Source organism: Streptomyces diversicolor (assembly GCF_057537855.1).
In genome coordinates this window covers 64,904-88,218 of sequence record NZ_BAAJXA010000030.1, presented here as the reverse complement: position 1 = coordinate 88,218, position 23,315 = coordinate 64,904, and the positions used below count along the sequence as shown (strand labels likewise).

At 72.5% G+C, this 23,315-nt stretch carries 23 protein-coding genes; 5 read left to right on the top strand and 18 right to left on the bottom strand.

Features of this window, described 5'->3' with window-relative positions; translation table 11 throughout:
- Positions 1-53: 53 nt before the first annotated feature.
- The 8 genes from AC27LF_RS30785 to AC27LF_RS30750 form a co-directional block, all read right to left on the bottom strand.
- Positions 54-728: a hypothetical protein gene (locus AC27LF_RS30785; RefSeq protein WP_479657227.1), complete on the bottom strand. Its 675-nt coding sequence runs from the start codon at positions 726-728 to the stop codon at positions 54-56.
- A 100-nt stretch (positions 729-828) separates the two neighbouring features.
- Positions 829-3,057 carry an MMPL family transporter gene (locus tag AC27LF_RS30780; protein WP_479657228.1) on the bottom strand — a complete coding sequence of 743 codons (2,229 nt, stop codon included), beginning with the start codon at positions 3,055-3,057 and terminating at the stop codon, positions 829-831.
- Between the two features lie 315 nt (positions 3,058-3,372).
- Positions 3,373-4,887, bottom strand: coding sequence for an Asp-tRNA(Asn)/Glu-tRNA(Gln) amidotransferase subunit GatB (gene gatB / locus AC27LF_RS30775; RefSeq protein ID WP_479657229.1), 1,515 nt, complete (start codon positions 4,885-4,887; stop codon positions 3,373-3,375).
- A gap of 15 nt (positions 4,888-4,902) precedes the next feature.
- The gene (locus AC27LF_RS30770; RefSeq protein WP_404035514.1) at positions 4,903-5,145 is read right to left on the bottom strand and encodes a hypothetical protein; all 243 of its coding nucleotides are present in this window, start codon (positions 5,143-5,145) and stop codon (positions 4,903-4,905) included.
- Complete coding sequence (gene gatA, locus AC27LF_RS30765; protein WP_479657230.1) at positions 5,142-6,635, bottom strand: Asp-tRNA(Asn)/Glu-tRNA(Gln) amidotransferase subunit GatA; 1,494 nt, start codon at positions 6,633-6,635, stop codon at positions 5,142-5,144. Before gatA ends, AC27LF_RS30770 begins: the two co-directional genes overlap by 4 nt.
- A gap of 2 nt (positions 6,636-6,637) precedes the next feature.
- A complete protein-coding gene (gatC, locus tag AC27LF_RS30760) occupies positions 6,638-6,934 on the bottom strand; it encodes an Asp-tRNA(Asn)/Glu-tRNA(Gln) amidotransferase subunit GatC (RefSeq protein ID WP_351738126.1) in 297 nt (98 codons plus the stop codon).
- Positions 6,935-7,058: 124 nt separating this feature from the next.
- Complete coding sequence (locus tag AC27LF_RS30755; RefSeq protein ID WP_479657231.1) at positions 7,059-7,553, bottom strand: cupin domain-containing protein; 495 nt, start codon at positions 7,551-7,553, stop codon at positions 7,059-7,061.
- A 30-nt stretch (positions 7,554-7,583) separates the two neighbouring features.
- Positions 7,584-7,955: a DUF4267 domain-containing protein gene (locus AC27LF_RS30750; RefSeq protein WP_479657232.1), complete on the bottom strand. Its 372-nt coding sequence runs from the start codon at positions 7,953-7,955 to the stop codon at positions 7,584-7,586.
- A gap of 94 nt (positions 7,956-8,049) precedes the next feature.
- Here AC27LF_RS30750 and AC27LF_RS30745 point away from each other — a divergent pair, with 94 nt between their 5' ends.
- On the top strand, positions 8,050-8,628 hold the full coding sequence (locus AC27LF_RS30745; protein WP_479657233.1) for a TetR/AcrR family transcriptional regulator: 579 nt from the start codon (positions 8,050-8,052) through the stop codon (positions 8,626-8,628).
- Positions 8,629-8,756: 128 nt separating this feature from the next.
- Here the strand turns inward: AC27LF_RS30745 and AC27LF_RS30740 are convergent, their stop codons facing one another.
- The 5 genes from AC27LF_RS30740 to AC27LF_RS30720 form a co-directional block, all read right to left on the bottom strand.
- Positions 8,757-10,988: a putative bifunctional diguanylate cyclase/phosphodiesterase gene (locus AC27LF_RS30740; RefSeq protein ID WP_479657234.1), complete on the bottom strand. Its 2,232-nt coding sequence runs from the start codon at positions 10,986-10,988 to the stop codon at positions 8,757-8,759.
- 260 nt (positions 10,989-11,248) lie between these two features.
- Entirely contained in the window at positions 11,249-13,441 is a 2,193-nt protein-coding gene (ligA, locus tag AC27LF_RS30735; protein WP_479657235.1) for an NAD-dependent DNA ligase LigA, read from the bottom strand.
- Positions 13,442-13,456: 15 nt separating this feature from the next.
- On the bottom strand, positions 13,457-14,461 hold the full coding sequence (locus AC27LF_RS30730; RefSeq protein WP_479657236.1) for a methionine synthase: 1,005 nt from the start codon (positions 14,459-14,461) through the stop codon (positions 13,457-13,459).
- 419 nt (positions 14,462-14,880) lie between these two features.
- Positions 14,881-15,579 (bottom strand): SDR family oxidoreductase, encoded by a 699-nt coding sequence (locus AC27LF_RS30725; RefSeq protein ID WP_479657237.1) that lies wholly within the window; start codon positions 15,577-15,579, stop codon positions 14,881-14,883.
- 18 nt (positions 15,580-15,597) lie between these two features.
- On the bottom strand, positions 15,598-16,137 hold the full coding sequence (locus AC27LF_RS30720; protein ID WP_479657238.1) for an LOG family protein: 540 nt from the start codon (positions 16,135-16,137) through the stop codon (positions 15,598-15,600).
- Between the two features lie 51 nt (positions 16,138-16,188).
- Between AC27LF_RS30720 and AC27LF_RS30715 the strand changes: the two genes are divergently transcribed.
- Entirely contained in the window at positions 16,189-16,527 is a 339-nt protein-coding gene (locus AC27LF_RS30715) for a DUF427 domain-containing protein (protein WP_388712658.1), read from the top strand.
- A 50-nt stretch (positions 16,528-16,577) separates the two neighbouring features.
- Positions 16,578-17,357, top strand: coding sequence for an alpha/beta fold hydrolase (locus AC27LF_RS30710; RefSeq protein ID WP_479657239.1), 780 nt, complete (start codon positions 16,578-16,580; stop codon positions 17,355-17,357).
- Positions 17,358-17,593: 236 nt separating this feature from the next.
- Here the strand turns inward: AC27LF_RS30710 and mnmA are convergent, their stop codons facing one another.
- A complete protein-coding gene (mnmA, locus tag AC27LF_RS30705) occupies positions 17,594-18,724 on the bottom strand; it encodes a tRNA 2-thiouridine(34) synthase MnmA (protein WP_479657240.1) in 1,131 nt (376 codons plus the stop codon).
- Positions 18,725-18,784: 60 nt separating this feature from the next.
- On the opposite strand from mnmA, the gene AC27LF_RS30700 reads away from it, so the two are divergent.
- The gene (locus AC27LF_RS30700) at positions 18,785-19,465 is read left to right on the top strand and encodes an N-acetylmuramoyl-L-alanine amidase (protein ID WP_479657241.1); all 681 of its coding nucleotides are present in this window, start codon (positions 18,785-18,787) and stop codon (positions 19,463-19,465) included.
- A 143-nt stretch (positions 19,466-19,608) separates the two neighbouring features.
- Here AC27LF_RS30700 and AC27LF_RS30695 read toward each other — a convergent pair whose 3' ends face one another.
- The 3 genes from AC27LF_RS30695 to AC27LF_RS30685 all read right to left on the bottom strand — a co-directional run bounded on the left by AC27LF_RS30695 (position 19,609) and on the right by AC27LF_RS30685 (position 21,447).
- Positions 19,609-20,772, bottom strand: coding sequence for a cysteine desulfurase family protein (locus AC27LF_RS30695; RefSeq protein ID WP_479657242.1), 1,164 nt, complete (start codon positions 20,770-20,772; stop codon positions 19,609-19,611).
- A gap of 149 nt (positions 20,773-20,921) precedes the next feature.
- Entirely contained in the window at positions 20,922-21,188 is a 267-nt protein-coding gene (locus AC27LF_RS30690) for a DUF4190 domain-containing protein (RefSeq protein WP_404035558.1), read from the bottom strand.
- Between the two features lie 91 nt (positions 21,189-21,279).
- Entirely contained in the window at positions 21,280-21,447 is a 168-nt protein-coding gene (locus tag AC27LF_RS30685; protein WP_479657243.1) for a hypothetical protein, read from the bottom strand.
- A 133-nt stretch (positions 21,448-21,580) separates the two neighbouring features.
- Here AC27LF_RS30685 and AC27LF_RS30680 point away from each other — a divergent pair, with 133 nt between their 5' ends.
- Complete coding sequence (locus AC27LF_RS30680) at positions 21,581-22,213, top strand: TetR family transcriptional regulator (RefSeq protein ID WP_479657244.1); 633 nt, start codon at positions 21,581-21,583, stop codon at positions 22,211-22,213.
- A 93-nt stretch (positions 22,214-22,306) separates the two neighbouring features.
- Here AC27LF_RS30680 and AC27LF_RS30675 read toward each other — a convergent pair whose 3' ends face one another.
- Positions 22,307-23,284 (bottom strand): helix-turn-helix transcriptional regulator, encoded by a 978-nt coding sequence (locus AC27LF_RS30675; RefSeq protein ID WP_479657245.1) that lies wholly within the window; start codon positions 23,282-23,284, stop codon positions 22,307-22,309.
- Between the last annotated feature and the right edge of the window lie 31 nt (positions 23,285-23,315).

Here is a 23,315-nt window from a genome sequence, read left to right as displayed (position 1 = left end):
ACGGCCCCGTAAGGTGCTTACGGGGGCCCAAGGCCCCTGGTGGGATGGCTGGTTCAGCTGGTCGAGGGCAGTCCGAGGAGCGCGTCGGAGTACTTGAGGACGGCCAGCAGCAGGCCGAGGACGCCGAGCGAGACGCCGGCCCAGGCGACCGACTTGATCCAGGCGGCCTGCGGTGTGCCCGGGGTGCCGAACGCGGGCCGGGCCAGCACGACGACGCCGGTGATCAGCGCCGCCAGCGCGAACGCCCCGGCCCACAGCGCGGTGGTCTGCCAGGCGTCGCCGTAGACCGCCTGCACCTGGGTGGCGACGCTCGCGTTCGACGCGGTCTGCAATTGGCCGATCAGGGTCTGGCGCGCGCCGGCCACGGTGCCGATCCAGCCGCCGGTCAGCGAGACGAGGCCCAGCACGGCGGAGACGACGGCCCCGGCGCCCTGGCCGACCCCGGACGGGCCGTCCGCCGCCGCTTCCCCGGCCTCGGCCGTCTCCTCGGCCGTCTCCTCAGCCGTGTCCCCGACGGCCTCACCGGCCCGGTCGTCGTCCCTGTCACCGGTCCGGTCGTCGGTCCCGTCGGCGGCCTGGCCGGCCGCCCCGGGCTCCGTCGCCTCGTCGGTCCGGGCGGCGGCCTCGGCCCCGGTGTCCGCGGCGTCGTCGGCCCTGCCGGTGTCCGCCGCCTGCTCGGTCCTGGTGCCGGTGTCGCCGCCGGCTTCGTCCACTGTCTTCGTTCCCATGCCCCGCACCGTACGGACGCTGTCTGAGAGGTCCCTTAATGATCGTTGTGAGCCGTGCGCGCGTCCGGATCGGCACCGGGGCCGCGGTCCGGCGCCGTCGTCACACGGGGCTGTCGCCCGCATCCTGCTGTTGTTCCTTCTCCAGTTCCGCCACGACGGCGTCGAGCCTTGCCTGGGCGGCGCGGCATTCGGGCGGTTCGATGCTGATCCTGGGCAGGCGCCGGTCGAGCCAGCCCGGCAGCCACCAGTTGGCGCCGCCGAGCAGGTGCATCAGGGCGGGCACCAGCAGGGTGCGCAGCACGAAGGCGTCGAGGGCGACGGCGGCCGCCAGCGCGATGCCGAACATGGCGATGACGCGGTCGCCGCCGAGCACGAAGGCGAGGAACACGGAGATCATGATGACGGCCGCGGAATTGATCACCCGGCTGGTCTCGGCGAGGCCGACCCGGACGGCACGCCGGTTGTCGCCCGTCTCCAGCCACTCCTCGTACATCCGGCTGACCAGGAAGACCTGGTAGTCCATGGAGAGCCCGAAGAGCACCGACACCATGATCACGGGCAGGAAGGGCTCGATCGGTCCGGCCCGGCCGAGCCCCAGAAGTTCGCTGCCCCAGCCCCACTGGAAGATCGCGACGACGATGCCGAAGGCGCCCGCGACGGCGGCGAGGTTCATCGCGGCGGCCTTCACCGGGATGCCGATCGACCGGAAGGCGAGCAGGAGCAGCACACAGCCGAACCCGATGACCACGCCGACGAACAGCGGCACCTTGCCGACGATCACGGCGGCGAAGTCGTCGTAGCTCGCGGTCACGCCGCCGACGTGCACGTCGAGCGAGGTGCCCTGCTCCGCGCGCGGCAGCACCTCGTGGCGCAGCCGGTCGACGAGGTCGCTGGTCTGCCGCGACTGCGGCGCCGAGTCGGGCACGACGGTGAGGTACGCGGTGTCGCCCCCGGTGTTGAACCGCGCCGGTGTCACGGACGCGACGCCCGGGGTGGCGCGCAGGGTGGTGTCGAGGTTGTCGAGGGCGAGCCGGGCGTCGGCCCCGTCGACCCGGGACACGAGGGTCAGCGGTCCGTTGACGCCGGGGCCGAAGCCGTCGGCGATGAGGTCGTACGCCTGCCGTGTGGTCGAGTTCCTGGGGTCGTTGCCCTGATCGGAGGTGCCGAGGTGGAGGGTGAGGGTGGGCAGTGCGAGCAGGGCGACGACGGCGAGGGCGACCGAGCCGAGCAGTTTGGGGTGGCGTTCGACGAACGCGGACCAGCGGGCGGCGAGGCCGGTGGGCAGCTCCGGTTGCGGACCGTGCTCGGCCAGCCGCTGTCGTTCGCGCCGGCTCAGCGCGCGCTCGCCGATGAGGGAGAGCAGGGCGGGCAGCAGGGTCACGGAGGCGGCGACGGTCAGGACGACGGTCAGCGCGGCGGCGACGGCGACCCCGTTGAGGAAGCTCAGCCGCAGGATCAGCATGCCCAGCAGGGCGATGCAGACGGTGGCGCCCGCGAACACGACGGCGCGGCCGGTGGTGGCGACGGACTCGGTGGCGGCCTCGGTGACGGTCAGTCCGCGTTTGAGTCCGCGACGGTGCCGGGTGACGATGAACAGCGCGTAGTCGATGCCGACGCCGAGCCCGATGAGCAGGCCGAGCATCGGCGCGAACGCGGCGACGGTCATGGCGTGGCCGAGCAGCGCGATGCCGGCGTACGCGGTGCCCACGCCGACCAGGGCGGTGGCGATGGGCAGCAGGGAGGCGGCGAGCGAGCCGAAGGCGAGGAAGAGCACCACGGCGGCGACGACCACGCCGATCGCCTCGGCGTAGTGCCCGCCCGACGAGGCGGTGAGCGCGATGGCGCTGCCGCCCGACTCGACGCGTAGCCCGTCCGTCTCGGCCGACTTCGCGGCGTGTACGACGGCCTCGGCCTCGGACCTGTCGATGCGCTCGATCGGCTGGTCGAAGGTGACGACGGCGTACGCGGTCCGGCCGTCGCGGCTGATCTGCCCGCTGCCCTGGCCGTCGTAGGGGCTGGTCACCGAGGACACCCCGGGCAGGTCCGCGATGTCGTCCAGGGTGCGGCTCATGGTCTGCTCGACGTCGGCGGCGCGGACGCCGCCGGATCCGGTGTGCCAGACGACGGTGTCGCTGTCACCGCCCATACCTGGGAAGCCCGCGGCCAACAGCTCCCCGGCCCGGCCCGCTTCGGTGCCGGGGACCTCGTAGGTCTCGGAGTACGCGGAGCCGGTGACGGCGGCGGCAGCGGTGACGCCGCCGAAGGCGAGCAGCCACAGCAGGACGGCGACCAGACGGTGCCGGACACACCAGCGTGCAAGGGCTGCCACGACCTGCTCCCAGGGACGATGTGCGGATCTTTGCCTGGGAACGAACGTCGATGAACGAAACAGCCCGCAAAGAACACATGAGCAATCGTTGACCACTGTTGCAGCTGAAAGAGATCGTTTGCCGGGTTCGTGGGCTTCTTCACAAGAGGCGGAAACCGGGAACTTCCGCGGGTCGTGGGGATGCGGTCGCGCCGAGGCGGGTGCCTCACGGGTGCCACGCGAGTGCGTCGCGGGGCGTCGCCGGTGACGAAAACGCCCTGGGGGAACGCATCGTGGCGATGCGTTCCCCCAGGGGCGGCCGGTGCGCGCGGTGGCTCAGCCCTCGCCGACGCCCAGCTTCTGCAGGATCAGCTCCTTGACGCGGGCCGCGTCGGCCTGGCCGCGGGTGGCCTTCATCACCGCGCCGACCAGGGCACCGGCCGCGGCCACCTTGCCGCCGCGGATCTTGTCCGCGATGCCCGGGTTGCCGGCGATGGCCTCGTCGACGGCCGTGCCGAGCGCCGAGTCGTCGGAGACGACCTTCAGACCGCGCTTGTCGACGACCTCGTCCGGGGTGCCTTCGCCCGCGAGGACGCCCTCGATGACCTGGCGGGCCAGCTTGTCGTTCAGGTCACCGGCGGCCACCAGCCGGGTGACGCGGGCGACCTGCTCGGGCGTGATGGCCAGCTCGTCCAGGGCGAGGCCCGACTCGTTGGCGCTGCGCGCCAGTTCGCCCATCCACCACTTGCGGGCGGAGGCGGCGTCGGCACCGGCGCCGATGGTGGCGACGATCGGGTCCAGCGCACCGGCGTTGAGGATCGCCTGCATGTCGGTGGCCGAGATGCCCCACTCCTTGAGGAGGCGGGTGCGGCGGGCCAGCGGCAGTTCGGGCAGCGCGGCCCGGATCTCCTCGACCCACGCGCGCGCGGGCGCCACCGGGACGAGGTCGGGCTCCGGGAAGTACCGGTAGTCCTCGGCCTCCTCCTTCACCCGGCCCGACGTGGTCGACCCGGTGTCCTCGTGGAAGTGCCGGGTCTCCTGCACGATGGTGCCGCCGGACGACAGCACGGCCGCGTGCCGCTGGATCTCGAAGCGGGCGGCACGCTCCACGGACCGCAGCGAGTTGACGTTCTTCGTCTCGGAGCGGGTGCCGAACGTGTCGGCGCCCTTGGGCATCAGCGACAGGTTGACGTCGCAGCGCATCTGGCCCATCTCCATGCGGGCCTCGGACACGCCGAGCGCCCTGATGAGTTCGCGCAGCTCACGGACGTACGCCCGGGCGACCTCGGGGGCACGCTCGCCGGCCCCGACGATCGGCTTGGTGACGATCTCGATGAGCGGGATGCCCGCGCGGTTGTAGTCGAGCAGGGAGTGGGACGCGCCGTGGATGCGGCCGGTCGCGCCGCCCACATGGGTGGACTTGCCGGTGTCCTCTTCCATGTGGGCGCGCTCGATCTCCACGCGGAAGGTCGCGCCGTCCTCCAGCTGTACGTCTAGGTAGCCGTCGAAGGCGATCGGCTCGTCGTACTGGGAGGTCTGGAAGTTCTTCGGCATGTCCGGATAGAAGTAGTTCTTCCGGGCGAAGCGGCACCACTCGGCGATCGAGCAGTTCAGTGCGAGCCCGATCTTGATCGCGGATTCGACGCCGGTCGCGTTGACGACCGGGAGCGCGCCGGGCAGGCCGAGGCAGGTCGGGCAGGTCTGCGAGTTGGGCTCGGCGCCCAGTTCGGTGGAGCACCCGCAGAACATCTTGGTCTTGGTGCCGAGTTCGACATGGACCTCAAGGCCCATGACGGGGTCGTACGACGCCAGCGCGTCCTCGTACGACACCAGGTCGGTCGTGGTGGTCACGGTGAAACTTCCCTCTCAGCCCAGCAGGACGTCGTCGTCGCCCAGCCGCTTCAGCTCGCGGTAGAGGATGGCGAGGCCGGTGGCGATGGCGACGGCGGACACGGTGGCGTCGATCAGGCGCAGCGTGTCGTGCTCGGCGCGGGCCTTCTTGATCTGCTTGGCGACGCCGACCGCGCCGAACGCGGTGGTGGCCATGGACAGGTACGTGCCGGACTTCGACTTCTTGAAGCCCTTGGCCTTGGACAGTGCCTTGCTCACAGCGACGGTGCCTCCTCCAGCAGCGGATGCCCCCACTTTTCCACGAAGGCGGCCTCGACGGCGGCGCCGACCTTGTACAGCCGGTCGTCCTTCATCGCCGGAGCGATGATCTGGAGGCCCACCGGGAGGTTGTCCTCCGGGGCGAGACCGCAGGGCAGCGACATGGCCGCGTTGCCCGCCAGGTTGGTCGGAATGGTGCACAGGTCGGCGAGGTACATGGCCATCGGGTCGTCGGCGCGCTCGCCGATCGCGAAGGCCGTGGTCGGGGTGGTCGGCGAGACGATCGCCTCGACCTGCTCGAAGGCCCTCTCGAAGTCGCGCGTGATCAGGGTGCGGACCTTCTGCGCCGAGCCGTAGTACGCGTCGTAGTAGCCGCTCGACAGGGCGTACGTGCCGAGCATGATGCGGCGCTTGACCTCGGGGCCGAAACCCGCCTCGCGGGTGAGGGAGGTGACCTCTTCGGCGGAGTGGCCGCCGTCGTCGCCGACCCTGAGGCCGTAGCGCAGGCCGTCGAAGCGGGCCAGGTTGGAGGAGCACTCGGACGGCGCGATCAGGTAGTACGCCGACAGGGCGAGGTCGAAGGACGGGCAGTCCAGCTCGACGATCTCGGCGCCCAGCTCCTTCAGCAGCTCGACGGCCTCGTCGAAGCGCTGGATGACGCCGGCCTGGTAGCCCTCGCCGCGGAACTGCTTGACCACGCCGATGCGCATGCCCCGCACCGAGCCGTTGCGGGCGGCCTCGACGACCGGCGGGACGGGGGCGTCGACGGAGGTGGAGTCCATCGGGTCGTGTCCGGCGATGACCTCGTGCAGCAGGGCCGCGTCCAGGACCGTGCGGGCGCAGGGCCCGCCCTGGTCCAGGGAGGACGAGAAGGCCACCATGCCGTAGCGGGAGACGGCGCCGTACGTCGGCTTCACGCCGACGGTGCCGGTGACGGCGGCCGGCTGGCGGATGGAGCCGCCGGTGTCGGTGCCGATGGCGAGCGGCGCCTGGAAGGAGGCCAGCGCGGCGCTGGAGCCGCCGCCGGAGCCGCCGGGGATCCTGGTGAGGTCCCAGGGGTTGCCGGTGGGCCCGTAGGCGCTGTTCTCCGTCGAGGACCCCATGGCGAACTCGTCCATGTTGGTCTTGCCGAGGATCACGACGTCGGCGGCCTTCAGCCGCCGGGTGAGCGTCGCGTCGTACGGCGGGATCCAGCCTTCGAGGATCTTCGAGCCGACGGTCGTGGGGACGCCCTCGGTGGTGAAGATGTCCTTGAGGGCGAGGGGGACACCGGCCAGCGGGCCCAGTTCCTCGCCGCGCTCGCGCTTGTCGTCGACGGCGCGGGCCTGGGCGAGCGCGCCCTCGCGGTCGACGTGCAGGAAGGCGTGCACCTTCTCGTCGACGGCTTCGATGCGGGCGAGATGGGCCTCGGTGACCTCGACGGCCGTCAGCTCGCCGGAGGCGATCTTCGCGGCGGTCTCGGCGGCCGTGAGCTTGATGATGTCCGTCATGGTCAGTCCTCCCCCAGGATCTGCGGCACCTTGAAACGCTGCTGCTCCTGGGCGGGGGCGCTGGAGAGCGCCTGCGCGGGGGTGAGCGAGGGACGGACCTCGTCCGCGCGCATGACGTTGGTCAGCGGGAGCGGGTGCGAGGTCGGCGGTACGTCTTGGTCGGCGACCTCGCTGACGCGGGCGACCGCGCCGATGATGTCGTCGAGCTGGCCCGCGAAGTGGTCGAGTTCTTCGGGCTTCAGCTCCAGACGCGCCAGCCGGGCGAGGTGGGCGACCTCCTCGCGCGTGATGCCAGGCATGCAGCGATCCTCTGGGGTGAGTGTGTGTGGTTTGGGGCCAATCCTATGGGGCGGGGACCGGTCCCCGTGAAACGGTTTCCCCGGCCCGCACGGCGGACCCGGTGCGTCTGCCCCGCCCCGCCTATCAGGCCCGGCGCGTCTCCCATGCCTCGCTGGTGAGGAAGTGGTTGTCGTAGAGGTCCTGGACTTCGAGGATGCTCTCCGGGGTGGCCTCGCCCAGGCGGATGCGGTGCAGGTGCCGGAAGTACTCGAAGCGCTCGACGCCGGGTGTGATGACGATGAGCAGATCGGCGTCGGATCCCGGCACGGCCGCGAAGGCGTGCGGCCTGCCCGGCGGGACGACGACGAGGTCACCGCGGCCCGCGGTGACGACGTCCTCGCCGGAGAGGATGTCGGCGGCGCCGTCGAGCAGGAAGAACATCTCGGCGGAGTTGTCGTGCCAGTGCGGTTTGGCGCCGTCGGCGCCCGCCGTGAGGGTGACCCGCTGGGTGGACAGGGCGCCGCCGGTGGCGCTGCTGTCGGCCAGCAGGCGCACGGTGGTGGGCGCCCGGCCGACGACCTCTGCCTCGGCCTCCCGGACGATCACGGACTGGTCGAATCTCGGAACGGACAGCGACATGACTGGTGTCCCCCTTGCCTTCTTTGATGGTCAGACCGCGAAGAGCAGTCCGGCGCTGATCAGTACGACGACGGCGGTGGCGAAGTGGATCCCGAAGGCGACCGCCTTCGCCCCGCCGTTGCGCAGGACTATCACGGTGTCCAGGAGCGGCACGAGTGCCACGCAGACCATGAACCATGCCTCGGCTCGGGCCCCGGCGGCGGCCAGCAGGACCAGGCCCAGCACCCCGAGGGTGCCGTCCCTCAGGCCCTTGACCGACAGATAGGCGCCGGCGTCGCCGCGGGGGTCGGCCGGGACGCCGTAACCCGCCGCGGCCGGGCCGGGCTGGAACCAGAACCGGTAGCCGAGGAACAGGCAGAACAGGTCGAGCAGGACGGCCAGGGCGTAGGCGGTGACGGTCATGGGATCTCCCCCAGATGGGTGCTAGCAACGCTAGGAACAAGAGCGAAGCTAGCAGATCGCCGACAGAAAGACTAGCGCTGCTAGAGTCTCTGGTATGACGATCCAGAAGCGCCGGGAGCGCGAACGAGCGGAGCGTGAGCGGCTGATCGTGACGGCCGCGCGGGAACTGGCCGAGGCGGAGGGCTGGGACGCGGTGACCACCCGCCGGCTGGCCGCCGAGATCGAGTACAGCCAGCCCGTCCTCTACAGCCACTTCAAGGGCAAGGACGCGATCATGGCGGCGGTCGCGGTGCAGGGCTGCGCCGACCTGGCGACGGAGCTACGGCAGGCGCGGACGGCGGCGCCGGGCACGCGCGAGGCGCTGGCGGCGATCGCGGAGACGTACACGTCCTTCGCCCGGCGCCGGCCCGCCCTCTACGACGCGATGTTCACCCACCTGGTGGACCTTCCCTTCGCGACGGAGGCGGCCCCGGCACCGCTGCGGGAGGCGTTCGGCGAGCTGCTGGTCGTCGTGGAGCCGATCACGTCCGAAGGAGAGGACGCCGGCCTGTTGACGGAGACGTTCTGGGCGAGCCTGCACGGCCTGGCGACGCTGATGCGCAGTGGCCGGCTGCCGGAGCAGGCACACGAAGAGAGGCTGGAGCTGCTGATCCGTCATTTCGCGGGCGGCTGACGGCGCGGGGCGAGATGGCGCCCCGCCGGGCGCGGGGAACTGCGCGATCAGCCGCAACGAGCCCGCGGCCGCGAACGGCCCACGGCAAACGCCCACTCCCCGGCCGAGCCGGACGGCCGGGTCGAAGACTATTCGGCGGCGGGCAACGCGGCACGCGGCCGCTGCCATCCCCGGGACCCCCGCGCCCGCAGCCATGCCGTCGTCTCCTCCGGCGGCATCGCCGCGGCCACCAGCCATCCCTGTACGGCGTCGCAGCCGAGGTCCCGCAGCCGCTCCCAGGTCTCGTCGTCCTCCACGCCCTCGGCGACGACGAGGAGCCCCAGCGAATGCGCCAGGTCGACGGTGCAGCGCACGATCTCGGCGTCCTCGTTGTCCACGGCCAGCCGGGCCACGAAGGACCGGTCGATCTTCAGCTCGCTCACCGGCAGCCGGCGCAGGTGCACCAGCGAGGAGTAGCCGGTTCCGAAGTCGTCCAGGGACATCTTCACGCCGTGCCCGGTGAGCCCGGCGAGGGTGTCGGCGGCCCGCTGCGGGTCCTCCAGCAGCACATGCTCGGTGATCTCCAGCTGGAGCGCTCCCGCGGGCACTCCGTGCCGGGCCAGCCGGGCGGCGACGGAACCCGCGAAGCCGGGCGTGTGGACATCGCGCGGGGAGACGTTCACGGCCACCGGCACCCGCAGTCCCTGGGCCCGCCACTTGGCGACCTGCCCGAGCGCGGTCTCCAGCACGTACTCGGTCAGATGGGGCATCAGCCCGGAGGACTCGGCGATCGCTATGAACTCGTCCGGCGGCACCTTCCCGCGCTCGGGATGCACCCACCGCACCAGCGCCTCCAGCCCTGCGACCTGCCCGTCGAAGCGGACCTTGGGCTGGTAGTGCAGCTGCACCTCGTGCGCGTCCAGCGCCCGGCGCAGATCGCCCAGCAGCCCGAGCCGGTCCGGGGTGTTGGAGTCCCGCTTCGACTCGTACACCTCGACGCCCGTGCGGTCCCGCTTCGCCTGGTACATCGCCACGTCCGCGCGGCGCAGCATGCCCTCGGCGTCGAGCGCGTGGTCCGGGAAGACGGCGACGCCCGCGCTGGCCTCCAGGACGAGGGTGAGCCCGTCGAGGTCGAGCGGCGAGCTGAGCGCGGTGACCAGGTTGCGGGCGACGCGGGTGGCGGACGTCGTGGAGTCGGCGACCGGCAGTAACACGGCGAACTCGTCGCCGCCGAGGCGCGCGGCCTCCGCGCCGCGCGGCAGCGCGAGACGCAGCCGGTCGGCGATCTGGAGCAGCAGCCGGTCCCCGGCGAGATGCCCGAGGGTGTCGTTCACGGAGCGGAACCGGTCGAGGTCGATCAGCATGAGCGCGGACCGGGCGCCGATGCGTTCGGCGTCGTCGAGGGCCGTCCAGATACGTTCCAGCAGCCACTGCCGGTTGGGCAGTCCGGTCAGCGGGTCGCGCAGTTGCTCCTCGGCCCGGGCCCGGGCGATCCACAGGGTGGAGTCGAGGGCGACCAGCGGGATGGCGAACAGCGGCAGCAGCACCGGATGGGCGACCGCCACGACGCAGATCAGCGGGGCGATGCCGAGCAGCGCGACCGCGACGAGGCCCTGTCTGACCAGGGCGGTGCGGGCGACGGTGGGCAGGCCGCCGCCGCGCGGCGCGCTCAGATACCACAGCAGGATGCGGGTGACGGCGAGGTAGGCCGCGGCGACCAGCACGACCTCGGGGACGGTGGTGACGTCCCAGTGGTCGGGGTTCCAGGGGTCCTCGACGGTCGGTACGCGGCCGAAGGAGCCCAGCAGCAGGGCGGCGGCGCCGATGCCGAGGATGTCCACGGCGCCGTGCAGCACGCCCTGCCGCCAGCGGTGCCTGCGGGCGACGCCGACCAGGACGACGACGGTGAGGCTGACCATGCCGGCCGGCACCCAGCCGTAGAGCAGCAGGACGGCGAGGGTGAGGGCGGCGCCGGAGCCGGTGCCGCCCCACCAGCGGGCCCGGCCGAGCATCACGAGGTGGCCGACGATGATGCCGGTGAGCATCGCGAGCGACCAGCCGACGGTGCCGGACGGAAAGAGGGCGTGGTTGTCGGTGAACGCCCGGTAGAACCCGGCGCCCAGCGCGAACCCGGCCGCCGCGACGACGGCGGCGGGCAGCGCCGGCCAGGCCGGCTGGGAATGGTCGGCGCCGGCCAGCACCGGGGCGCCCTCGACGGCCAGGGGAACGGCGTGTGCCCGGGGCGCCGAGCGGACGGCGGCGCGGGCGTCGACGCCCGCGCGCTCCGCGGTCCGGCCCGGCCACCGGCTCTCCCGCCATGCGACCGCTCTGCGGCGCAGGCGCAGCCACGCGTCCGGGGCGGCGCTCTCGGTCGGTTCCATTCCCGTCCCTCTCACAGCCGGCGGTGCCCACGCCACGCGGCCCGACGCCCGACGTCCGTCGACGGCTCCGCGTTGGAACATTCCTTCCCCGTGCTCTTCGGGCACACGGGGATGCCCCGACCGCAGCTGGGCACGGCAGGCGCACATCCCAACAGTAGGCCGCGGAAGGCTTTCACGGGCAGCGGTCGTCGACGGTTGCCCGAATGCGCCCCGGGCTCCCGTATGCATCTGGTATGCGCCGATCGGGTGGTCTTCAACCGCTACTCGCCGGCCGGCAGGGCGACTTCGGCCGCCGCCTCGGGCCCCTGGGCGAGCAGGACGCCGAAGCCGTCCTCGTCCAGGACCGGCACCTTCAGCTGCATGGCCTTGTCGTACTTCGATCCCGGGTTGTCCCCCACGACGACGAACGAGGTCTTCTTCGACACCGATCCGGTCACCTTCGCGCCGCGGCTCTGCAACGCGTCCTTGGCGCCGTCACGGGTGAAGTTCTCCAGGGTGCCGGTCACGACGACGGTCAGTCCCTCCAGCGGGCGCGGACCCTCCTCCTCGCCCGACGACTCGTCCTCCAGGCGGACTCCGGCCGCCTTCCACTTGCGAAGGATCTCGCGGTGCCAGTCCTCGGCGAACCACTCCTTGAGCGCGGCGGCGATGATCGGGCCGACGCCGTCGATGCCCGCCAGTTCCTCCTCGGTGGCCTGCTCGATGCGGTCGACGGAACGGAACTCGCGGGCGAGCGCCTGGGCGGCGACCGGTCCCACATGGCGGATGGACAGCCCGTTCAGGAAGCGGGCGAGCGGACGTTCCTTGGCCGCCTCGATGTTCTGCAGCAGCGCGAGGGTGTTCTTCTTCGGTTCGCCCTTCTGGTTCGCGAAGACCGTGACGACCTTCTCCTGGCCCGTCTTGGGGTCCCGCTTGGGCAGTCCGCTGTCCGGGTCGAGGACGTACGCCTTGATGGGCAGCAGCTTGTCCACCGTGAGGTCGAACAGGTCGCCCTCGTCGCGCAGCGGCGGGTCGGCCGGCTCAAGCGGCCGGGTCAGCGCCGCCGCGGCCACCTCGCCGAAGTGCTCGATGTCCAGGCACTCCCGGCCGGCGAGGTAGGAGACGCGCTCGCGCAACTGGGCGGGGCACGCGCGCGCGTTGGGGCAGCGCAGGTCGATGTCGCCCTCCTTCATGGCCCGCAGCGGCGTCCCGCACTCCGGGCACTCGGCGGGCATCACGAACTCCCGCTCGGTGCCGTCACGCAGGTCGACGACCGGGCCGAGGATCTCCGGGATGACGTCACCGGCCTTGCGGATCACCACGGTGTCACCGATGAGGACGCCCTTGGCCTTGACCACGTCCTGGTTGTGCAGGGTGGCGAACTCGACCTCGGAGCCCGCGACCGTGACCGGCTCGACCTGCGCGTACGGCGTGACACGGCCGGTGCGGCCGACGCCCACCTTGATGTCGATGAGCTTGGTGTTGACCTCCTCCGGCGCGTACTTGTACGCGATCGCCCAGCGCGGGGCGCGGGCGGTGGAGCCGAGACGGCCCTGGAGGCGGATCTCGTCCAGCTTGACGACCACGCCGTCGATCTCGTGCTCCACGGAGTGGCGGTGCTCGCCGTAGTGGGCGATGAACTTCCGTACGCCGTCGAGGTCGTCGACCACGCGGTTGTGCGGGGAGGTGGGCAGTCCCCAGCCCTTGAGCAGGTCGTAGGCCTGGGAGAGCCGGGTGAAGCCCGAGTAGCCCTCCAGGGCGCCGATGCCGTGGACGACCATGTGCAGGGGCCGGGTCGCGGTGACGCGCGGGTCCTTCTGGCGCAGTGAACCGGCGGCCGCGTTGCGCGGGTTGGCGAACGGCTTGTCGCCGGCCGCGACCAGCCGTTCGTTCAGCTCCAGGAACTTCTCCATCGGGAAGTAGACCTCGCCGCGGATCTCCACGACGTCGGGGACGCGCTCGCCGTGCAGCCGGTCGGGGATCTCGGCGATCGTACGGACGTTGGGCGTGATGTCCTCGCCGGTGCGGCCGTCACCGCGGGTCGCCGCGCGGGTGAGCCGGCCGCGCTCGTAGGTGAGGTTCACCGCGAGGCCGTCGACCTTCAGCTCGCACAGGAAGTGGAACTCCTGGTCGCCGAGTTCACGGTGGATACGGTCCGCCCAGGCGGCCAGTTCCTCGTCGTTGAAGGTGTTGTCGAGGGAGAGCATGCGCTCGCGGTGTTCGACCGCGGTGAACTCCGTCTCGTACGCCCCGGCGACCTTCTGGGTCGGCGAGTCGGGCGTGCGCAGCTCCGGATACTCCTCCTCCAGCGCCTCCAGGGAGCGCAGGAGTTTGTCGAACTCCGCGTCGCTGATGACGGGAGCGTCCTTCACGTAGTACCGGAAGCGGTGCTCCTCGATCTGCTCAGCGAGCCGCGCGTGCTTGTCGCGTGCCGCCGCGGGCACCGTCGTCTCCGCTTGCTTGTCGCCGGCCACCGTGTTGTCCTCCCGTTACTCTGGGTCGTCCGCGAGGGATCTCGCCGCCCGGACGCAGTGGGCGAGCGCCGCGCGGGCGTACGCGGGGGAAGCGCCCGCGAGACCGCACGACGGGGTGAGGGTGACCGCGTCCGCGAGCAGCCCCGGATGCAGCCCCAGCCTGCGCCACAGCGTCCTGACACCCACGACGCTACCGGCAGGGTCTGACAATGGGCCGTCCGTGGCCGGCACGACACCGGCGAACAGCCGCGTGCCGCCCTCCACGGCCTCCCCGATCGCCTCGTCGTCACGCTCGGTGAGGAGTGCGACGTCGAACGAGACGGCGGCGGCACCGGCGCGGCGCAGCAGCGCGAACGGGACGTCGGGTGCGCAGCAGTGGACGACGACGGGGTCACCGCCGTGCGCCCCGACGACGTCCCGCAGGGTGGCCTCCACGATCTGCCGGTCCACGGCCCTGTGGGTGCGGTAGCCGCTGGCGGTGCGGACCTGTCCGCGCAGTACGGCGGTGAGGGAGGGCTCGTCGAGCTGGAGCACGAGCCGGGCGCCGGGGACGCGGCGCCGTACCTCGGCGAGGTGCAGGCGCAGGCCCTCGGCGAGCGAGGCGGCGAGGTCACGGCAGGCGCCGGGGTCGGAGAGGGCCGCCTCGCCGTTCCTCAGCTCCAGGGCGGCGGCCAGTGTCCATGGGCCGACCGCCTGCACCTTGAGGTCGCCCTCGTGGCCCTGGGTGAACTCCTCCAGCGCGTCGAGGTCCTCCCCCAGCCAGGACCGCGCCCGCCTGGTGTCCCGGCCCGGACGGTCGGCGAGGCGCCAGCCGCTGGGCTCCACGCGCGCGTACAGCTCGACGAGCATCCCCGCGGTCCGCCCGATCATGTCGGCGCCGGGTCCGCGGGCTGGCAGCTCGGGCAGATGCGGGAAGTCCTCGAAGCTGCCGGTGACGGTCTTGGCCGCCTCCCGTGCGTCCTCGCCGGGCATGGACCCGACACCGGTGGCTGCCGGGAACCTGAACTCGTTCTCACTCACCCCGGAAGCGTAAGCGCTCCGCTTCGGGGTGCCCGTCCTCGCCCACCCACCCACCCGACTCGGCCCACCGACAAGCGCCCCCCACGCGGAGACCCCACCGCCCCCCGAAGCGGCACAGCCCGTCCACGGAACCATCAACCCGACGCCCAGGGCGGAGCAGCGGCGATCGGACACACTCCCATCACGGAGACTGGTCCGCTTCCGGGGGCGGGGCCGGGGGCCGTCGGACACAGCCCGCGTCACACAACCCGGTCGGTGTTCCGGGGCGGGGGTCATCGGGTGCGGTCCGCTTCACACCGCCCGACCGGTGTTCCGGGGGCGTCGGACGCCGGTCGCGTCGCACAGTGCGGTCGGTGGTTCGGGGCGGGGGTGGTGCCGCGGGCGACCGACGGCACGGCGCGGCCCGTTCGGCGCAGTGCTCAGCGGCCCGGGCGGATGGTCACGTCGTTGAGTTCCGCGTCGGGTGGCAGGTCCAGGGACGTCAGGATCGTCGTCGCGACGGACTCGGGGTCGATCCAGCGGGCCGGGTCGTAGTCCTTGCCCTCCTGCCGGTGGACCTTGGCCTGCATGGGGCTCGCGGTGCGCCCGGGGTAGACGGAGGTGACCCGGACCCCGTTGCCGTGCTCCTCCTCGCGCAGGGAGTCGGCGAGCGCCTTCAGGCCGTGTTTGGAGGCGGCGTACGCGGACCAGCCGGCGTGGGCGCTCAGGCCCGCGCCGGAGTTCACGAAGACCACGTGCCCGCGGGCGACGCGCAGCTGGGGCAGGAAGTGACGGGTCAGCTCGGCGGGGGCGATCAGGTTGACGTCGAGCTGCTGCCGCCAGGACTTCGGGGTCAGCTCGTGCACCGCGCCGAGGTCGACCACGCCCGCGATGTGCAGCAGCGAGTCCACCCGGTCCGGGAGCGTCTGGTGGGAGAAGGCCCAGGACAGCCGGTCCGGGTCCGCGAGGTCACCGACGAGCGTGCGCGCCCCTGGAAACTCCGCGGCGAGGTCCTTCGCACGGCCCGCGTCACGCGCGTGCAGGACGAGTTCGTCCCCGCGCGCGTGGAGGCGGCGCGCCACGGCCGCGCCGATGCCGGAGCCCGCCCCGGTGATCACATGAGTAGCCATGCGGGCCATGGTCGCATCAGCGGGGCGTCACTCGATGCCGAGGCTCTCCTCCAGGTAGGCCATCGCCCCGACCGGTTCCTGGGCGAAGAACACCAGGTCGCTCAGTGGGCGGGGCAGGAATCCCTCGGTCTCCATGCGGCGGAACTGCTCCTTGAGGCCGTCGTAGAAGCCCGCGGTGTTGAGCAGCACGACGGGCTTGTCGGTGTGCCCGTGCTTCTTCAGCTCCAGGATCTCGGTGGCCTCGTCGAGCGTCCCGGTGCCCCCCACCATGATCACCACGGCGTCGGCCTTCTCCAGCAGCAGCCGCTTGCGCTCGGCGAGGTCCTTGGCGATCACCATGTCGTGCGCGTCGCGCCGCGCCTTCGTCGAAAGGAACTCGACGGAGACGCCGAGCAGCCTGCCGCCCGCCTCCTGCACGCCGTCCGCGACGACCTTCATCAGGCCGACGTCGGAGCCGCCCCAGACCAGCGTGTGGCCGCCCTTCCCGATCAGGGTCGCGAAGTCGCGCGCGGGGCGCGTGTAGCGGTCGTCGAGGTCGGCGGCCGACAGGAAGACGCAGATGTTCATGGGCCCCACCGTACGCGGGAAGAAGTCGGGGCCGACGGGTGCTGTTCCGATATGGCCGAAGGACACACCATCACCATCGAACAGGGCGGGCAGCACGTGCGCGTGGTGCACGGGGACCAGGTGCTCGCCGAGACCGACCGCCCCCTGCTGCTGCGTGAGACCGGTTGCCCGGTGCGGTACTACATCCCGGCCGAGGACGTGCGCCTCGACCTCCTCACCCCCTCCGACACCCATACCTACTGCCCCTTCAAGGGCACGGCGTCCTACTGGTCGCTGCCGGACGCTCCAGACCTCGTCTGGGGTTATCCGCAGCCCAAGGACGACGTGGCCCGGATCAAGGACCACCTGTGCTTCTACGAAGTGGAAGTGTCGCCCGCTGAAGTGGCGTGACCGAAGTGTCGGACCGATGACGCGCGTGCCGGATGGCAGTCTGCACAGGCATGGACAAGCAGATCATTTCGCCTGACGGCACGCCCATCGCGTACGGACGCTCGGGAGCGGGTCCTGCCGTCGTCCTGGTGAGCGGCGCGATGTCGACGGGCGGGACGCTGGCCCCGCTGGCCAAGCGGCTCGCGGATCGGTTCACCGTCGTCGTGTACGACCGCCGGGGCCGCGGCGCGAGCGGTGACACGGCGCCGTACGCCGTGGCCCGCGAGGTCGAGGACCTGGCGGCGCTGATCGAGGCGGTGGGCGGCCGTGCGGCCCTGTACGGCGTCTCGTCGGGCGGCGCGCTGGCGCTGGAGGCGGCGGCGAGCGGCCTGCCGGTCGCCCGGGTCGCCGTGTACGAGCCGCCGTTCGCGCAGCCCGCCGGTGAGAAGGAGCGCGCCGAGTACACCGAACGGCTCGCCGAGGCGCTTGCCCATGGGCGGCGCGGGGACGCGGTCGAGCTGTTCCTGCGGCTCACGGGGCTGGCCGAGCAGATGATCCAGGGTGCCCGGCAGTCCCCGATGTGGGCCGACATGGAGGCGATCGCGCCGACCCTGGCCTACGACGACGCCGTGCTGGGCGGCGGTGTGCTGCCGCGGGAGCGGATCGCGTCGATCGGCGTGCCGGTGCTGGCCGTGGCGGGCGGGGCGAGCCCCGAATGGCTGCGGGCGTCGACGGCGGAGGTCGCGAAGGCGGCTCCCCGGGGCGCGTTCCGCACCCTGGCGGACCAGACCCACATGGTCGACCCGGACGTCCTCGCCCCGGTCCTGGCCGAGTTCTTCACCACCGGCTGAGGCGCGGGGCGGGGCGCAATGCCGGGTGCCGTGCGCTCCGCGCGGGCCGACAGCGCCGGTCTGTGCCGCGCGGTGCCGTCGGTCGGCTGCGGCGCCGTCGTGGCTGCTCGCTCCCCCAAGTTCTCGGCTTCGCTCGAACAGGGGGGACCCCCACCGCGGCGGAGCCGCACATTGATACAGCCCCGCGCCCCTTCGGGGCGCCCTGTCGCACCGCAAAGGGACTTCGTCGGGCCTGCTCAGACCGCCGCGGGCGTCGCGCGTGTGGTCGAGGCGATGGTCGCCGAGCCCACCACGCGCGTGCCGTCGTACAGGACGATCGCCTGGCCCGGGGCGACGCCGCGGACCGGTGCCGCGAACGACACCTCCAGGGCGCCGTCGACCAGTTCGGCGGTCACCTCGGTCTCGTCGCCGTGCGCGCGCAGCTGCGCGGAGTAGCCGCCGGGGCCTTCGGGGGCGGCGCCGCACCAGCGGGGCTTGATCGCGGTCAGCGCGGTGACGTCAAGGGCGGCGGCCGGGCCGACGGTCACGGTGTTGGTCACCGGGGAGATGTCCAGGACGTAGCGGGGCTTGCCGTCGGGGGCCGGGGTGCCGATGCGCAGCCCCTTGCGCTGGCCGATGGTGAAGCCGTACGCGCCGTCGTGGGTGCCCACCTTGGTGCCGGCCTCGTCGACGATGTCGCCCTCGGCCCGGCCGAGCCGCCGGGCGAGGAATCCCTGGGTGTCGCCGTCGGCGATGAAGCAGATGTCGTGCGAGTCGGGCTTCTGGGCGACGGCGAGCCCGCGGCGCTCGGCCTCGGCGCGGATCTCGTCCTTCGTGGTCACCGTGTCGCCCAGCGGGAACATCGCGTGGGCCAGCTGCCGGTCGTCCAGCACGCCGAGCACGTACGACTGGTCCTTGGCCAGGTCCGAGGCGCGGTGCAGCTCCCGGGTGCCGTCGGCGAGCGTCACCACCTTCGCGTAGTGGCCGGTGCAGACCGCGTCGAAGCCCAGCGCCAGCGCCTTGTCCAGGAGCGCGGCGAACTTGATCTTCTCGTTGCAGCGCAGACACGGGTTGGGGGTGCGGCCGGCCTCGTACTCGGCGACGAAGTCCTCGACCACGTCCTCCCGGAAGCGGTCGGCGAGGTCCCAGACGTAGAAGGGGATGCCGATGACGTCGGCGGCGCGGCGGGCGTCGCGTGAGTCCTCGATGGTGCAGCAGCCCCGGGCGCCGGTGCGGAACGACTGCGGGTTCGCGGAGAGTGCGAGGTGGACGCCGGTCACGTCATGGCCCGCTTCGGCCGCGCGGGCGGCGGCCACGGCGGAGTCGACGCCGCCCGACATGGCGGCGAGGACGCGGAGGGGACGGGTGCGCTGCTGGGTGTCAGTCATAGCCCCTCCAGGGTACGGGGCCGCGGGAACCGGGGCGCGCGAGTATCCGTTGACGATCACATGGGGGACAGGAAGCGGGACGGGGACCGGCAGTTGGGCCGGCGTGCGCTGCTGGTGGGCGGCGCGGCGGCGGCGGTGGGCACGGCCGTGCTGGCCCGCCAGGAGCTGTCCCATCTGTGGTGGCGGCTTCCGGGGGTGGACAAGCCGCGGGTGGCGGGCGCGGTGGACTTCCGGGGCGCGCGCTGGGTTGCGGCGTCCTCGGCGAACTACCGGCGCGCGGACCGGCCGGCCGACTACCGGATCGACCGGGTGGTGGTCCATGTCACGCAGGGCGGCTACCGCAGCGCGGTGCGGGTCTTCCAGGACCCCGGGCACGGGGCGGCCTCGCACTACATCGTCGGCAAGGACGGCCGGATCACGCAGTTGGTGCGGGAGCTGGACGTGGCGTTCCACGCGGGGAACCGGGAGTACAACGAGCGCAGCGTCGGCATCGAGCACGAGGGGTTCGTGGAGCGCGCCTCGTCCTTCACGGACGAGATGTACGCGGCCTCCGCGCGGCTGACGGCCGCGATATGCGCCCGCTACGGCATGTCCGTGGACCGCCGGCACATCATCGGGCATGTGGAGGTGCCCGGTACGGACCACACGGACCCGGGGCGGCACTGGGACTGGGACCGGTACCTGCGGCTGGTGCGCAGGGCATCGACCGACCTTACGCAGCCGACCGCGTCGGCGACCTGACCCCCGCCGAGCCGCGCGGCCCCGCCCGGAGTCCGCAGCGCCGGCAGCCCGGGAGACGGCCGGGCAGAGACCCGCTCCACCCGGCGGGGCGAGCGCGGCGCCTGTGCCAGGTCGACCGGAGCGGGCGGTGGTGGTCTCGGCTCTCAGGTGAGGCCGGCTGCGCGGGCTCGTTCGACTGCGGGGCCGATGGCCTTGGCGACGGCATCCACGTCGGCCTGTGTGGAGGTGTGGCCCAGGGAGAAGCGGAGGGTGCCGCGGGCCAGGTCCGGGTCGGTGCCCGTGGCCAGCAGGACATGGCTGGGCTGGGCGACGCCCGCGGTGCAGGCGGAGCCGGTGGAGCACTCGATGCCCTGGGCGTCCAGCAGGAGCAGCAGCGAGTCGCCCTCGCAGCCGGGGAACGTGAAGTGGGCGTTGGCCGGCAGACGGTGCACGGGGTCGCCGCCGAGGATCGCGTCCGGCACCGCCGACCGCACGGCGGCGACGAGTTCGTCGCGCAGGGCGCCGATCTCACGGGCGAACGAGTCCCGCTGGGCGGCCGCCACCCGGCCGGCGACGGCGAAGGAGGCGATGGCGGGGACGTCGAGGGTGCCGGAGCGGACGTGCCGCTCCTGGCCGCCGCCGTGCAGGACGGGTACGGGGGTGTACTCACGGCCGAGGAGCAGGGCCCCGATGCCGTACGGGCCGCCGATCTTGTGACCGGAGACGGTCAGCGCGGCGAGCCCGGACGCGGCGAAGTCGACCGGAACCTGACCGAACGCCTGCACCGCGTCGGCGTGCAGCGGCACGCCGAACTCGCCCGCCGCCTCGGCCAGTTCACGGACCGGCAGGACGGTGCCGATCTCGTTGTTGGCCCACATGACCGTGGCCAGGGCGACATCGTCGGGGTTGCGGGCGATGGCCTCGCGCAGGGCGTCCGGGTGGACGCGGCCGTACCGGTCGACGGGCAGGTACTCGACGGTGGCGCCCTCGTGTTCGCCGAGCCAGTGGACGGCGTCGAGGACCGCGTGGTGCTCGACGGGGCTGGACAGGACGCGGGTGCGGGCCGGGTCGGCGGCACGGCGGGCCCAGTACAGGCCCTTGACGGCGAGGTTGTCGGCCTCGGTGCCCCCGGAGGTGAAGACGACCTCGCTGGGGCGGGCGCCCAGCGCCTCCGCGAGGGCTTCCCGGGACTCCTCGACCGTACGGCGGGCCTGTCGGCCGGAGGCGTGCAGCGAGGACGCGTTGCCGGTGACGCTCAGGTGGGCGGTCAATGTCTCCGCCGCCTGCGGAAGCATCGGGGTGGTCGCGGCGTGGTCGAGGTAAGCCATGGTGAGGCCGATTCTACGGCGCCCGCTCGGGCGGCCACGGGGGGTGTGGGGCTGCTCTCGGCCAGTCGGCGCGGCGGGCGCGGCCCGTCCCCGGCCGCTCGCCCCGTACAGCCGGGACCGGTGTCCGCGCGCGGCGGCGGCCGGTCGGCTCAGAAGCTCCAGGAGACCGTGCGGTCGGCCTGCATGAAGGCCACCAGGACCAGCAGGTCGGCGATGCCCAGGGTGAGGCCGAGGACGGCGCGGCCGGGGCGGGTGGTGCCGCGCCACAGGGCGACGCCGGCCAGCGCGATGGCGATGGGGCCGAGGACGAGGTTGAGGACGAGGAGGCCGAGCAGGCCCAGGATGAAGGACGCGACGGCCATGCCGTCGGCGTCCCGGGTGGCGGGGCGGCGGGTTGCCGGTGCGGTGAGGTGCATGGTGGTCAGCTCCCGACGGTCGGCTGGTTCAGCGATGACGGTGGGGTGGGGTGGACGGTCGGCGTGGACGGTGGGGTGCGGTGCGTCGGGGTCAGTCGGCCGACGGGCCGCGACGGCGGGCGTGGCGCTCGCGGAGGGCGAAGACACCGAGCCAGACGGCGATGGCGGCGCCGGCGACGGCGGTGAGGGGCAGCGGCGCGTGGGCGACGGTGCCCATCAGGACGCCCAGCAGCAGGAGCGCGGCGACGATGAACAGCATGGGATGCGATCCCCTTCCGAGATGCGCTCGTCAGGTCTCGGTGAACGGTTGTGGCTACAACTGTTCACTGACTACCCACCCTAGCGCGCCGGATGCCTTCCCAATTCCGGAGAACAGTTGTTAACTGGATGACATGAGTCACACCCTCGGTGTCCGGCAGGCCCAGAAGCAGAAGACCCGGCAGGCGCTCCTGGACGCGGCGTTGGCGCTGCTGGAGGAGCAGAGCCTGAGCAGCCTGGGCCTGCGCGAGGTCACCCGTGCCGTCGGGATCGCGCCGACCGCCTTCTACCGGCACTTCCGCTCCGTCGCGGATCTCGGCGTGGCCCTGGTCGACGAGGCGCTGGGCAGCCTGCACCCGATGGTGCGCACGACGGTCTCCACGGCCGACGGCGACGAACGCATCACCCGTACCGTCGAGTTGATCTCCCGTCATGTGCGGACGCACCCCGCTCACATCCGCTTCCTCGCCCGGGAGCGGCACGGCGGGGTGCAGCCGGTGCGCGAGGCCATCCGGGAGCAGTTGGCGCGGTTCGCGGCGGAGGTGAAGGCGGAGCTGGCCAAGGATCCGGAGGCCGCGGGCTGGGACGACGACGACCTGCTGATGCTGGCCCACCTCTACGTCGACCAGATGATCAGCACGGCCTCGCTGTTCCTTGAGGCCATGGAGGCGCCGGACGCGTCGGAGGCGGAACGCGCACACGTCACCCGGGCCGCGACCCGCCGCCTGCGGCTGATCGGCATCGGCCGCCGGAACTGGCTGACCTGACCATCCCCTGCCCCCGGTCAGGACGGCCCCTCCCCCAGCACCCCGCTCATCACGGCGGTCCTCGCCCCCGAACAGCCGCTCCGGTGTCGCCTCTCAGCCGGTCTCGACGGGTTTCGTGCCGTACAGGGTCGTGATGGAGTGGGCCGCCTGTCTCAGCTCCGTGCGGGCCTCGGGTGGGTCCAGGACTTCCACCCGGTCGGAGAACGCGAGCAGTTGGCGGGTGGCGCGCAGCGTCGGGAACGTCAGCCGGAGGGTGACCGCATCGCCCGGCTCCGTGTCGTCGGCGGGCCCGGTCAGTGCCGAGGCGAGCATCCGCCGGACCAGGTCGAGGTGGTCCCGCCGCACCCGCACGGTGACCTCGACCCCGCCCGGTCGCCGCTCCACCTCGCGGCGCAGCACCTCCCAGGCGTCGGCGAGTTCGACGCCCGGCCGCCGGCGCACCGGTTCGTCCAGCAGCCGGGCCGAGTGCACCCGGTCGGCCCGGAACAGCCGCGGCTTCGCGCGCCGGTCGGCGACCAGGTACCAGACCCCGGCCTTGGCGACGAGACCGTACGGGTCGACGGTGTACGTCCGTGCCTCCCGCTGCCCGCTGTGCCGGTAGCGCAGTCTGAGCCGCCGGTCGGCGAACACCGCGTCCTGCAAGATGTCCAGGTCGACGGCCCGCTGCGGCCCGCTCCGCCAGCGGGTGGCGTCCACCAGGATGCGCCGGCTGGTGACCTCGGCGGCCGGCCGGTGGGGCGCCGGCAGGGCCGCCATCACCTTGCGCAGCGCCGAGCCGAGGGCCGCGTCGAGGCCGAGCGCGGCATGCGCGCCCTGCGCGGCCAGGATGAACAGGGCCCGTGACTCGTCGGCGGTCAGCCCGGTGACGTCGGTGCGGAATCCGGCGAGGAGCGCGATGCCGCCGTGCCGGCCGCGTTCCGCGTACACGGGGACGCCTGCGGCCGACAGGGCCTCGACGTCGCGGTAGATGGTCCTGACCGACACCTCCAGCCGGTCGGCCAGTTCATGGGCGGGGACGCGCCCCCGGGTCTGCAGGAGCAGCAGGATCGACAGCAGCCGGTCGGACTTCACTGCCCCAGGATCCCGCCGTGGGGAAAGCGCG